The organism is Burkholderia sp. AW49-1 (genome assembly GCF_053427845.1).
Window position 1 is genome coordinate 32,648 of the sequence record NZ_JBSAXF010000031.1, and the last position, 12,855, is coordinate 45,502.

Here is a 12,855-nt window from a genome sequence, read left to right on the forward strand (position 1 = left end):
CGGCGCTGTTTACCAAATGATGAAAACCGGCGCGCGATCGCGCGGCCGGAAGCGTGCCGCCGCTACGCGATCAGCAGGTCGGGACGCCACTCGATCCGGCGCCACCCGCCGTCGCCGGACAGCCCGTCGCCATGATTCACGCCGAGCCGCGGCACGTAGACGAGCCGGTCGCCCGCGAACAACAGCGGCACGTCGCGCTGCCAGGCCGGCACGCCGCGCTCCTGGAACAGATTCTTCAGCGTGCGGCCCGGGCCGCCAGGTGACGTACGCAGCCGCTCGCCGCCCGCGCGGGCGCGCGCGGCAAGCGCGGCGCTTCGCAGCAGCGCCTCCGGCACCGCACCGTCGCTGCCGGCTTCGGCCGGCGCGAACACGAACGTGCCGCGCCATGCCGGTACGTGCCAGACTTCCTGGCCGTCCCACGCAAGCGAGGATTCGGGATGCGGCGTTCCGGTACCGTCGTCGGCCGGTTCGGCGCTGTCGCCCGCCTCCCAGTACACGGTGTCGCGATAGAGCCGCAGACACTGCCCGGCGTGATCGACCCGCAGCGCATGCGCGTCGTGCGCGGCGCGCAGTTGCCGCATCATGTTCGCGAGCCGCCCTGCCGATGCGCCGGGCAAGCCGAGCCGGCGCATCCAGAAACGCAGCAGGTTCGCGCCGCGCGTGTCGTCGAACGCGATCAGCGCATCGCGCGACAGCGCGCGGCCGTCGTCACGCGCGGCGCCGGCGAAATCCAGTTCGGCGAGATCGTCGAGCAGCCGCTGCGCGGCGGCCGCATGCTGGGCCGCGCGGCCCAGCGCATCGCGAAAGCCCGGGAAATGCGCGGCGAGCGACGGCAGCACGTCAACGCGCAGCGCATTGCGCGCATAGCGCGTATCGGCGTTGGATTCGTCGTCGATCCACGTCAGCCCGCGCTGCGCCGCATAGCGCTCCAGTTGCGCGCGCAACAATCGCAGCAGCGGTCGCACGCGCTCGACGCCCGCACCGTCAGGGCGATAACGCGGCGCCATCGCGGCCAGGCCGGCGATCCCCGCACCGCGCAGCAACTGCAGCAGCACGGTCTCCGCCTGGTCGTCGGCATGCTGCGCGACCCAGAGCGCGGCCACGCCATGACGTTCGCACATCGCGTCGAGCGCCGCATAGCGGCGCTCGCGCGCGGTCGCCTCGACGCCGAGGCCGCTGTCGCGCGGCACGTCGACACGCTCCGATTCGAACGCGACGCCGAGTCGCTCGGCCACCTCCTGCGCATGCGCGACCCATGCGTCGGCGTTCGCGCTCAGGCCGTGATGCACGTGCAGCGCGACGCAGCGCGATGCACCCGCCACGCGCACGGCCGCGTCGAGCAGCACGGTCGAGTCGAGACCGCCGCTGTACGCGATCGCGATGCGCGCATCAGCCGGCACATCGGCAAGCGCAACGCCGACCGCGTCGAGAACGATGCGGTCGGCGGGGAATTCGGTCGAGGGGATCACGAGACAGACGCACGCCCGACGGCGCGCGATGCGAACACGCCGGTCATGCGCCGGGCGTCGTTTCCTTGAACTTGCCGTAGGCCATCAGGCGCTCGAAGCGGCGCTCGCGCAACGCATCGATGCTCATGCCCTGGAACTGGCGCAGCGAATCGGCGAGCGCACGGCGCAGCAGCGCGGCCATGCCCTTCGGATCGCGGTGCGCGCCGCCGAGCGGCTCGTTGATGATCTTGTCGATCAGGCCGAGCGCCTTCAGGCGATGCGCGGTCAGGCCCAGGGCTTCCGCTGCCTCGGGCGCCTTCGCGGCACTCTTCCACAGGATCGACGCGCAGCCTTCCGGCGAGATGACCGAATAGGTCGAGAACTGCAGCATCATCACGGTGTCGGCCACGGCGATCGCGAGCGCGCCGCCCGAACCGCCCTCGCCGATCACGGTCGTGATGATCGGCGTCTTCAGTTCGGCCATCACGTACAGGTTGCGGCCGATCGCCTCCGACTGGCCGCGCTCTTCCGCGCCGATGCCCGGGTACGCGCCCGGCGTGTCGACGAACGTGAAGATCGGCAGCCCGAACTTCTCGGCGAGACGCATCAGGCGTTCGGCCTTGCGATAGCCTTCCGGACGCGGCATCCCGAAGTTGCGCGCCGCGCGTTCCTTCGTGTCGCGCCCCTTCTGATGGCCGATCACCATGCACGGATGGCCGCCGAAGCGCGCGAGACCGCCGACGATCGAAAGATCGTCCGCGAATGCGCGGTCGCCATGCAGTTCGTGAAAATCGGTAAACAGTTCCGCAACGTAATCGAGCGTGTACGGACGCTGCGGATGCCGCGCGATCTGCGAGACCTGCCACGGCGACAGATTCGCGTAGAGGTCCTTCGTCAGTTGCTGGCTCTTCTTCGACAGACGCTCGATTTCTTCCGAAATATCGACAGCCGAGTCGTCCTGCACGAATCGCAGCTCTTCGATCTTGGCCTCGAGTTCGGCGATCGGCTGTTCGAAATCCAGAAACGTGGTCTTCATGTGTTCGAATCCTTGGGTCTTGCGGCAGCGCGTATTCTACCCGCGCGGGCGACGTGCAAGACCGGCTCTCAACTATTGATGTTCAAAACCCGATAGCCGTCAATCGGCGTCGACGTCCGGCGTGTCGAGGCTGCGCCACATGTACCAGGTCGCGACGGTACGCCACGGCTCCCAATTGGCGGCCACTTCGCGCGCCTCGCTGCGCGTGACGGGCTCCCCGCTGAAGTAATTGACGCTGATCGCGCGGATCAGGCCCGGATCGTCGAGCGGCAGCACGTCCGGCCGCGACAGGTTGAAGATCAGGAACATCTCGGCCGTCCAGCGACTGATGCCGCGGATCTGCGTGAGTTCGGCGATCACGTCCTCGTCGTCCATCGACGTCCATTTGTCGACGTGCAGCGCGCCGGACACGAAGTGTTGCGCGAGGTCGAGAATATATTCCGTCTTGCGCTTCGACAGTCCGCACGCGATCAGCTTGTCCGCCCCGAGCCGGATGACCGGCTGCGGTGCGAGCTTCGGACACGCATCCTCGATGCGCGCCCACAGCGCCTGCGCGGACGGCACCGAGATCTGCTGGCCGACGACCGAACGCGCGAGCGTGACGAACGGGTCGCCGCGCTTCACGAGATGCGCGGGGCCGAACTTCGGGATCAGTTTCTTCAGGATGCGGTCGCGCTTGACGAGATCGGCGCACGCCTTGTCCCAGTATGCGGGGCGCACGACACCATCGGCGCCGTCGACTGCCGCATCGGCTGCACGCACCTTGCGGGCCGCGTCGGCGGCCGCCATCGCGACCTCCGGCTGCACCGCGTCCGCGCCCTTCCCGCGTGCGGGCTTCGCATGACCGTTGAGCGCACCGTTCGGCACGGCGCGCGTCACGTCCGCCTTCGCCGCTGGCGCGCGCTTGGCCGCCGGACGCGCGGCGAGCGGAGTCGCGCGCCTGACCGGCGCTTTTCTGGCCGTTGCCATCTTGCCTCCTACCTGACGGATCGGTCAGTGGAACGCACCGCGCTCATACGCGACGCCATTCGGTCGATCCGCCCGGTTTGTCTTCAAGTGCGATGCCGGCGTCGAGCAGTTCCGCCCGAATCCGGTCCGCTTCGGCATAGTCCTTCGCTTGCTTCGCCGCGACACGTGCGGCGATCTTCGCTTCGATTTCGTCGGCTGCGAGCCCGCCCGCCTGCGCGGCACCCGTACCCTGCTGCAGGAACGCGCGCGGTTCGCGGCCAAGCAGGCCCAGCAGGCCCGCCAGCTGTTTCAGTTGCCGCGCGAGCGATGCATCGCGCGTGCGGTTGACTTCGCCCGCCAGCTCGAACAGCGTCGCCACCGCGACCGGCGTGTTGATGTCGTCGTTCATTGCGGCCGCGAAACGCTGCGCATGCGGCTCGTTCCAGTCGAGCGCGAGCGCGTCGGGCTCGACATCCTTCAGCGCCGTATACAGGCGCGTGAGCGACGCGCGCGCATCGTCGAGATGCACGTCGCTGTAGTTGAGCGGCGACCGGTAGTGCGTGCGCACGATGAAGAAGCGCATGACCTCGGCATCGTAGCGCTCGAGCACTTCGCGGATCGTGAAGAAGTTGCCGAGCGATTTCGACATCTTCTCGTTGTCGACCTGCACGAAGCCGTTGTGCATCCAGTAGTTGACGAACGTTTGGCCGGTCGCGCCTTCGCTCTGCGCGATCTCGTTCTCGTGGTGCGGGAATTGCAGGTCCTGGCCGCCGCCGTGGATGTCGAAATGCTCGCCGAGCAGCGTGCAGCCCATCGCGGAGCACTCGATGTGCCAGCCCGGCCGGCCCATCCCGTACTTCGATGCCCACGATGCGCCTTCCGGGTCGTCCGCCTTCGCGCGCTTCCACAGCACGAAATCGAGCGGGTCTTCCTTCGCGTCGTTCGCGGCGACGCGTTCGCCCGCGCGCAGGTCGTCGAGCGACTTGCCCGACAGCTTCCCGTAGTTCGCGAACTTGCGCACCGAATAATTGACGTCGCCGTCGGTCGCCTGGTACGCGTAGCCGTTCGTCTCGAGCTGCTCGATCATCCCGAGCATCTGCGGAATGAACTGCGTCGCGCGAGGCTCGATGTCCGGCCGCTGGATGCCGAGCGCCGCTTCATCCTCGTGCATCGCGCCGATGAAGCGGTCGGTCAACGACTTGATCGTCTCGCCGTTCTCGACTGCTCGGCGGATGATCTTGTCGTCGATGTCGGTGATGTTGCGCACGTACGTGACCCGATAGCCGATCGCACGCAGCCAGCGCTGGACGAGGTCGAACACGACCAGCATGCGCGCGTGGCCCACGTGACAATAGTCGTAGACGGTGATCCCGCATACGTACATCCGCACTTCGCCTGACTGGCGCGGCACGAAAACTTGCTTGTCACGCGCGAGCGTGTTGTAGATGCGCAGTGATTCCATAGAGATGAACCGTGAGCCGAAGGAAACCGCCCTGGCGAAGCTCGCCCAGCATGCGAAACGGACGGACCACCTGCCGCGGCACGACGCCGCGCGTCCTCGGTATCACATGGGGCGGTCAGGCTGCAAGCACAGCGGTGACGGCCACGAGAGGCAAAGAAAGACTATCTGCGGCTCGCCGGAACGCGCAGACGTTTTGTTAGAATGGCTCGGAGTATAACATTCCGATTTACGCCTATGAAACCTCATCGCGGCCGCGCGCCGAGCGCTGCGACCCTCGTTGCGACCGCCGTCATGGGCGTCGCACTGACGCTTTTCGCGGCCCCCGCGGCATACGCGCAAAAGGCCCCGGCCACCGCCGACGGCACGCCCGAGATCGACGGATCGATCGCCGGCAAGCAGTGGAAACAGGCGCTCGCGCAACTCGACGCACGCATTGCGTCGAATCCGCACGACGTTCAGGCGCAGTTCAAGCGCGGCACCGTGCTCGCCCGCCTGAACCGCGACGACGACGCGATCCAGCAGTTCGTCGCGATCACGCAGGCCTACCCCGAACTGCCGGAACCGTACAACAACCTCGCGGCGCTCTACGCGAAGCACGGCCGCTACGACGAAGCGCGCAGCGCGCTCGTCACCGCGACGCAATCGAACCCGAGCTACTCGCTCGCGTACGAGAACCTCGGCGACCTTTATCTGCGCCTCGCGGCCGAATCGTACAAGCGCGCGCAATCGCTCGGCCGCACGAGCGGCGCGACCGCGCAGCGCCTCGCCGACCTGCAGAAGATCGTGTCGCCGCCGAAGGCGGCGGCGAACGCGCGCGCCGTCACGCCGGCCACGCGCGCGTATACCGATCGCGCCGCCGCGAACGTGGGCACCACCACGCTGCCGATGTCGCCGACGTTCCAGTTCAACGGTCCGTCCGGTGCGCTGACGGCGCCGTACGTCGCGCCGTCGCAGTAAGCGGCGCAACTTTCCTTCCCTCCCATTCTGAGGATCGCAATGAAACGTCTGTTGCTGGCGCTTGGCGGCGCCGCCCTTCTCGCGACCGCGCCCGCGTTCGCGCAATCGGCCACCGCGCACCCCGTCGTGCAGCTGAAGACCTCGCAGGGCGACATCCGCGTCGAGCTCTATCCGGAGAAGGCGCCGAAGACGGTCGCCAACTTCCTCGATTACGTGAAGGCCGGCCAATACAACGGCACGATCTTCCATCGCGTGATCAAGGGCTTCATGATCCAGGGCGGCGGCTACAAGACCAACTTCGAGGAGAAGCCGACCCGCGCGCCGATCCCGCTGGAAAGCCGCAATGGTCTGAAGAACCTGACAGGCACGATCGCGATGGCGCGTACCAGCGATCCGAATTCGGCCACCGCGCAGTTCTTCATCAACACGGTCGACAACAGCGGCCTCGACTACCCGAACCCGGACGGCAACGGCTATGCCGTGTTCGGCAAGGTCGTGTCGGGCCTCGACGTCGTGAAGAAGATCGAAGGCGTGGCGACGACCTCGCGCGGCCCGATGCAGGACGTGCCGGCCCAACCGGTCCTGATCGAATCGGCCAGCATCGTCTCGAAATAAGCACCTGCCGGCTCGTCCGGCGCCACACGCGGCCGCGTCGCACGACCGGCCGCGTGCCATTTAAACCGCCTTACCGAAGGAATTCATCATGGTTGAACTGCACACGAACCACGGCGTGATCAAGCTCGAGCTGGACGCCGCCAAGGCACCGAAGACGGTCGAGAACTTCCTCAACTACGTGAAGAAGGGTCACTATGACGGCACGGTGTTCCACCGCGTGATCAACGGCTTCATGATTCAAGGCGGCGGCTTCGAGCCGGGCCTGAAGCAAAAGCCGACCGACGCGCCGATCGACAACGAAGCGAACAACGGCCTGAAGAACGACAACTACACGATCGCGATGGCGCGCACGAACGATCCGCACTCGGCGACCGCCCAGTTCTTCATCAACGTGAACGACAACGACTTCCTGAACCACTCGTCGCCGACGCCGCAGGGTTGGGGTTACGCCGTATTCGGCAAGGTCGTCGAAGGCCAGGACGTGGTCGACAAGATCAAGGGCGTCAAGACGGGCAACGCGGGCTTCCACCAGGACGTCCCGACCGACGACGTCGTGATCGAAAAGGCCGTGGTGGTCTGACGCATAGTCCGATACGGAGGCACTTCGATGTTGCAGGAGAGTCCGCCGCGAAGCGTCTCCGCGGGCGTGCCGGGCGAGCGCGAATACGCGCAAGCCGCACGCCCGTTCCTGTTTCTCTCCGATCTGCACCTGAGCGAGGCGATTCCGAAGACGGTCGCCGCGTTCGAGCATTTCGTGAAATACACGGCAGACAGCGCCGACTCGGTGTTCATCCTCGGCGACCTGTTCGAATACTGGATCGGCGACGACGTGCTCGACCACGATCCGTTCGCGGCGCGCATGGCCGCGCTGATGCATACGTTCTCGGAACGCGGGATTGCGCTCTACGTGATGCACGGCAATCGCGATTTCCTGCTCGGCCGGCGATTCATGAAGGCTGCTGGCGCGATGCTGCTGCCCGATCCGGCGCTGATCACGTCGTTCGGCCAGCGCATCGTGCTCGCCCACGGCGACGCGCAATGCACGGCCGATCGCGGCTACCAGATATTTCGGCGGTTTGCCCGCAATGGCGTCGCGCAGGCGCTGTTTCTCGCGTGGCCGTTCCGCTGGCGCCGCGCGCTCGCGCAACGAATGCGCTCGAACAGCGAAGCGGGCCGGATGCGCCCTGCCTCGGCGCTCTACGACGTCACGCGTGAAGGCATCGCCGCGCTGTTCCGCAAGAGCCGCGCGAGCGTGATCATTCACGGTCACACGCATCGCCCCGCAAGCCATGCCGAACCGGGTGGGATTCGCTGGGTACTGCCCGACTGGGATCTCGATCACGGCATGCCGCGCGGCGGCTATCTGCGCGTCGACGCCGAAGGCATCCACGCGATGCCGCTCGACTGACGCGATCGGCGCATGCCGGCGGCCGCCGGCATGCGCCACGTTACGACTGGCGCTCGAGCGCCTTGCCTTCCAGCACCGCCGACAGCCTGCGGAGGTCGAGACGCGCCGCGTCCGTGCCCTGCAGCGTTTCCAGATGCGTGCCGAGTTGCTCGAGCGCCGCGACGATCTCGTCCACGCGCCGGCTTTCCTTCGCCGCGTGGTCGATCAGACCGTGAATCGCAAGCGACATCGGGTCGTCCGCGTTCGGCGTGATCCCGTACGCGCAGAACGCGGCGCGCTCGGGCTGCGGCTTCGCTTGTGCCGGCATCACGATGCGCGCCGGATTACCGACCGCGGTGCCGCCTGCCGGCACCGGCTTCACGACGACCGCGTTGGAACCGATCTTCGCACCCGCGCCGACCGTGAAACCGCCGAGCACCTTCGCGCCCGCGCCGACGATCACGCCGGCCTCGAGCGTCGGATGGCGCTTCGCGCCGCGCGTGAGCGACGTGCCACCGAGCGTCACGCCCTGATAGATCGTGCAGTCGTCGCCGACGATCGCGGTTTCACCGATCACGACACCCATCCCGTGATCGATGAAAACGCGCCGGCCGATCGTCGCGCCCGGGTGAATCTCGATACCCGTCAGGAAGCGCCCGGCCTGCGACGCGAAGCGTGCGAGCCAGTAGCGCTTCGCGCGCCAGCACGCATGCGCGAAGCGATGCAGCACGAGCGCGTGCAGCCCCGGATAACAGGTCAGCACTTCCCAGGCACTGCGAGCGGCGGGATCCCGCTCGCGAATCGTCGCAACGTCTTCGCGCAGTCTAGTGAACATGATCTGATCTGGGCTGGGGAAAAGGCCGGCGCGCCCCGCCGGCAATGGCCGGCCGTTATCGCACCGGGTAATTTGCTTATGACGTCCGGCGATTGTAGGGCCACTCGCGCGCGGCCGCACGGCGTCGGGTGTTCACCCCGCCGGCGGCACGGGTATTCGTGCGGAACGCCCGTCGCGGCGGATTGACACGGCCTTCCGTTGGATCGGCGCGCATCAAGTCACCGACATCGAGCGGTCGATGCAACGCGGCGTTCGCGGGCGGGGGCAGCCGTGCAGCGCGCGAGCGCCCGGCAGCCGGCGCGCCGGGCCGCTTACGCGTCGCCGTCCGACGTGCCGGACTTCAGCAGGATGTGCTTCGCGATGCCGCGCAGGATGTTGACCTCCTCGCGCTCGAGACCGGTGCGTGCGAACAGGCGCCGCAGCCGCGGCATCAGCTTCTTCGGGTTGCGCGGATCGAGAAAATCGAGCGCGATCAGCGCGTTCTCGAGGTGTGCGTACATCCGCTCGATCTCGTCGCTCTGCGCGAGCGTGCCGGCTTCTGCCGGCGCCGAATGCGCTGGCTCGCTCCCCTGCTCCAGCAGCGAGACGCGCAGTTCGTATGCGAGCACCTGGACCGCCTGCGCGAGGTTCAGCGAGCTGTAAGCCGGATTCGCCGGGATGTGCGCGAGCGCGCTGCACTGGTCGACGTGCTCGTTCGCGAGGCCGGTGCGCTCGTTGCCGAATACGAGCGCGATGTCGCCGGTGCCGACCTGCGTGCGCGCCTGTTCGGCAGCCGCGCGCGGCGCAAGGCGCGGCGGCCCGTATTCGCGCGCGCGGGCAGTCATCGCGATCGACCACTGGACGCCGGACAACGCTTCGCCGAGCGTGGGCACGACATGCGCGGACGCGAGGACGTCGTCCGCGCCGCTCGCCATCGCGATCGCCTCGGGGTCGCTCTGCACGTGCGGCGCGCGCGGCGCGACGAGTACGAGCCTGGAGAAACCCATCGTCTTCAGCGCACGGGCGGCCGCCCCGACATTGCCGGGATGGCTCGGCTCGACGAGCACGAAGCGGGTGGACGTGAAGCCGCCGGACGGCGGCGGGGACGAGGCCGCGCCCGATTCGGACGGCGCGGCAAGGTTCTGCGGGGTTTCCACTACATACGACTCGGTTCATCAGAATGGCAGTATGGTATCGCCATCGCCCCGGCAAACCCACTCGTCCGGACGGCCAGTGGGGTTTCCCCGCATTCCGGCCACCTGAAACTCTCGAAAATCGGGTAAAATCATGCGTTTACGTGTCGCATCCCATGCGACACGGGTCGTACCCTGCTCTTTGTCAATTCGCGTCTCATCTCGCCCGGCACGTTTGCGCCGTTCCGGGCGGTGTGTTCCACTTCGTGGCGGCCCGTGCCGCCGGCTACAGGATCCAGGCTCATGCATCCCATGCTCAACATCGCTGTCAAGGCTGCGCGCCGCGCCGGACAGATCATCAACCGTGCCTCGCTCGACCTCGACCTGATCGAGATCCGCAAGAAGCAGCAGAACGACTTCGTCACCGAAGTGGACAAAGCCGCCGAAGAGGCGATCATCGAGACGCTGAAGACCGCCTACCCCGACCACGCGATCCTCGCGGAAGAATCGGGCGAATCCGAGAACGAATCCGAATTCAAGTGGATCATCGATCCGCTCGACGGCACGACCAACTTCATCCACGGCTTCCCGTACTACTGCGTGTCGATCGCGCTCGAGCACAAGGGCGTCGTCACGCAGGCCGTCGTCTACGATCCGAACAAGAACGACCTGTTCACGGCCACCCGCGGCCGCGGCGCGTACCTGAACGACCGCCGCATCCGCGTCGGCCGTCGCGACCGCCTGGCGGACGCGCTGGTCGGCACCGGCTTCCCGTTCCGCGAGAAGGACGGCCTCGATGCATATGCGCGCCTGTTCACCGAAATGACGCAGGCCTGCACGGGGCTGCGCCGTCCGGGCGCGGCCGCGCTCGATCTCGCGAACGTCGCGGCCGGCCGTCTCGACGCGTTCTTCGAGCAGGGCATCAACGTGTGGGACATGGCGGCGGGCAGCCTGCTGATCACCGAAGCCGGCGGCCTCGTCGGCAACTACACGGGCGACGCCGACTTCCTGCATCGTCATGAGATCGTCGCGGCGAACCCGAAGATCTACGCGCAGATGATTCCGATCCTGAACCGCTACAGCCGCATGCATCCGGCAGCGGAGTAAATCCGGGCCGCGCCCGCGCGGCGCGGCTGGACGCAGATCCCTGCCGCCAGCACGCCGCCCCGCCTGTCTCAACACCGCCACGACATCATGGCGACCGTATCCGAATACTCATGTTACGGCTAAGCGAACTTAAACTCCCGCTCGACCACCCCGACAGCGCCCTCGAAGCCGCGATCCGCGCGCGCCTCGCGGAGCTTGGCGTGCCGGCAGACGGGCTCCTCCGTTACACGGTGTTCCGCCGTGCGCACGATGCGCGCAAGCGCGCCGACATCAAGCTCACGTATATCGTCGACGTCGAAGTCAAGGACGAAGCGGCCGTGCTTCCGCGACTCGCCGGCACGCCGCATTGCGGCGTGACGCCCGACATGGCGTACCACTTCGTCACGAAGGCGCCCGAGCACGCCGACTTCCTGCGCCCGGTCGTCATCGGCATGGGGCCGTGCGGCGTGTTTGCCGGCCTTATCCTCGCGCAGATGGGTTTCCGCCCCATCATCCTCGAGCGCGGCAAGGCCGTGCGCGAGCGCACCAAGGACACCTTCGGCCTGTGGCGCAAGAGCGTCCTCAATCCCGAGTCCAACGTGCAGTTCGGCGAAGGCGGCGCGGGGACGTTTTCCGACGGCAAGCTTTACAGCCAGATCAAGGATCCCCACCACTACGGCCGCAAGGTGCTCGACGAATTCGTCAAGGCCGGTGCACCGGAGGACATCCTCTATCTGAGCCGCCCGCACATCGGTACGTTCCGCCTCGTCAGCATGGTGGAAAAGATGCGCGCGACCATCCACGAACTGGGCGGTGAAGTACGCTTCGAAACCCGGGTCGAGGACATCGAAATCGACCAGGGCAAGGTGCGCTCGCTGACGCTGTCGAACGGCGAAACGCTCCGGTGCGATCACGTGGTACTGGCCGTGGGCCACAGCGCGCGCGACACGTTCCAGATGCTGCACGACCGCGGCGTGTATGTCGAAGCGAAGCCGTTCTCGCTCGGTTTCCGGATCGAACACCCGCAGGGGCTGATCGACCGCAGCCGCTTCGGCAAGTTCGCGGGTCACAAGCAACTGGGCGCGGCCGACTACAAGGTGGTTCACCACTGCAGCAACGGACGCGCCGTCTACAGCTTCTGCATGTGCCCCGGCGGCACGGTGGTCGCAGCGACCTCCGAGCCGGGCCGCGTGGTCACCAACGGCATGAGCCAGTATTCCCGCGCCGAGCGCAACGCGAATGCGGGCATCGTCGTCGGCATCACGCCGGAAGACTATCCGGGCGGCCCGCTGGCGGGCATTGCGTTCCAGCGCAAATGGGAAGAACGCGCGTTCGAGCTCGGCGGCGGCGATTACAGCGCGCCCGGGCAACTGGTCGGCGATTTCATCGCGGGCCGGCCGTCGACTTCGCTCGGCTCCGTGGTGCCGTCGTACAAACCGGGCGTGCGCCCGACCGATCTCAGCACCGCGCTGCCCGACTACGTGATCGAAGCCATTCGTGAAGCGCTGCCGCAGATCGACAAGAAGATCGCCGGCTTCGCGATGCACGATGCGGTGCTCACTGGCGTGGAGACGCGCACGTCGTCACCGATCCGGATCCGGCGCAAGGACAACTACCAGAGCGTGAACGTCGAAGGGCTGTATCCGGCCGGCGAAGGCGCCGGATATGCGGGCGGCATCTATTCGGCAGCGATCGACGGCATCGAAGTCGCGCAGGCGGTGGCGCTCGATCTGATGTCGGCGCACACGCCCTGATATTGCAGGGCGAACTCGGCGCACGCACGCCCGTGCGCCGGGTGAAGCCGGCATGTTCAATGCGTGCCCGGGGCGCGCTCGAATCGCCACATCGGGCCGACGGTCTCTGATCGCGATCCCCGGCCGGGTTTCGCTGCGCCCCAGCCATTCAAAGGTCGATGTGCCGGACACGACCGACGCCGGGCCAAATTTCGCTTTGGTATACTTCGCGCCCC

General features: G+C 67.0%; 12 protein-coding genes. 6 read left to right on the forward strand and 6 right to left on the reverse strand.

The features are described from left to right. Positions 1-62: 62 nt before the first annotated feature. The 4 genes from tilS to cysS form a co-directional block, all read right to left on the reverse strand. The gene (gene tilS / locus ACV22W_RS28825) at positions 63-1,469 is read right to left on the reverse strand and encodes a tRNA lysidine(34) synthetase TilS (RefSeq protein ID WP_448022851.1); all 1,407 of its coding nucleotides are present in this window, start codon (positions 1,467-1,469) and stop codon (positions 63-65) included. Between the two features lie 43 nt (positions 1,470-1,512). Further along, entirely contained in the window at positions 1,513-2,484 is a 972-nt protein-coding gene (locus ACV22W_RS28830; protein WP_006478433.1) for an acetyl-CoA carboxylase carboxyltransferase subunit alpha, read from the reverse strand. A gap of 99 nt (positions 2,485-2,583) precedes the next feature. Beyond that, positions 2,584-3,453, reverse strand: a complete 870-nt coding sequence (locus ACV22W_RS28835; protein WP_448022852.1) for a DNA-3-methyladenine glycosylase family protein — start codon at positions 3,451-3,453, stop codon at positions 2,584-2,586. A 43-nt stretch (positions 3,454-3,496) separates the two neighbouring features. Further along, the gene (gene cysS, locus ACV22W_RS28840) at positions 3,497-4,894 is read right to left on the reverse strand and encodes a cysteine--tRNA ligase (protein ID WP_448022853.1); all 1,398 of its coding nucleotides are present in this window, start codon (positions 4,892-4,894) and stop codon (positions 3,497-3,499) included. Positions 4,895-5,128: 234 nt separating this feature from the next. On the opposite strand from cysS, the gene ACV22W_RS28845 reads away from it, so the two are divergent. The 4 genes from ACV22W_RS28845 (at position 5,129) to ACV22W_RS28860 (ending at position 7,874) form a co-directional block, all read left to right on the forward strand. Continuing rightward, positions 5,129-5,851 (forward strand): tetratricopeptide repeat protein, encoded by a 723-nt coding sequence (locus ACV22W_RS28845; RefSeq protein ID WP_448022854.1) that lies wholly within the window; start codon positions 5,129-5,131, stop codon positions 5,849-5,851. Between the two features lie 39 nt (positions 5,852-5,890). Further along, positions 5,891-6,466 carry a peptidylprolyl isomerase gene (locus ACV22W_RS28850; RefSeq protein ID WP_012364186.1) on the forward strand — a complete coding sequence of 192 codons (576 nt, stop codon included), beginning with the start codon at positions 5,891-5,893 and terminating at the stop codon, positions 6,464-6,466. Positions 6,467-6,554: 88 nt separating this feature from the next. Further along, positions 6,555-7,046 carry a peptidylprolyl isomerase gene (locus tag ACV22W_RS28855; protein WP_006483987.1) on the forward strand — a complete coding sequence of 164 codons (492 nt, stop codon included), beginning with the start codon at positions 6,555-6,557 and terminating at the stop codon, positions 7,044-7,046. A gap of 27 nt (positions 7,047-7,073) precedes the next feature. Beyond that, the gene (locus tag ACV22W_RS28860) at positions 7,074-7,874 is read left to right on the forward strand and encodes a UDP-2,3-diacylglucosamine diphosphatase (protein WP_448022855.1); all 801 of its coding nucleotides are present in this window, start codon (positions 7,074-7,076) and stop codon (positions 7,872-7,874) included. Between the two features lie 40 nt (positions 7,875-7,914). On the opposite strand, the gene cysE is transcribed toward ACV22W_RS28860, so the two are convergent. Together cysE and ACV22W_RS28870 are read right to left on the reverse strand one after the other, a co-directional pair. After that, on the reverse strand, positions 7,915-8,688 hold the full coding sequence (gene cysE, locus ACV22W_RS28865) for a serine O-acetyltransferase (RefSeq protein WP_448022856.1): 774 nt from the start codon (positions 8,686-8,688) through the stop codon (positions 7,915-7,917). A 311-nt stretch (positions 8,689-8,999) separates the two neighbouring features. Next, on the reverse strand, positions 9,000-9,824 hold the full coding sequence (locus tag ACV22W_RS28870; protein ID WP_448022857.1) for an RNA methyltransferase: 825 nt from the start codon (positions 9,822-9,824) through the stop codon (positions 9,000-9,002). A gap of 279 nt (positions 9,825-10,103) precedes the next feature. Between ACV22W_RS28870 and ACV22W_RS28875 the strand changes: the two genes are divergently transcribed. Further along, entirely contained in the window at positions 10,104-10,907 is an 804-nt protein-coding gene (locus ACV22W_RS28875) for an inositol monophosphatase family protein (protein WP_059464161.1), read from the forward strand. A gap of 110 nt (positions 10,908-11,017) precedes the next feature. Further along, the gene (locus tag ACV22W_RS28880) at positions 11,018-12,640 is read left to right on the forward strand and encodes an NAD(P)/FAD-dependent oxidoreductase (protein WP_448022858.1); all 1,623 of its coding nucleotides are present in this window, start codon (positions 11,018-11,020) and stop codon (positions 12,638-12,640) included. Positions 12,641-12,855 lie beyond the last annotated feature (215 nt).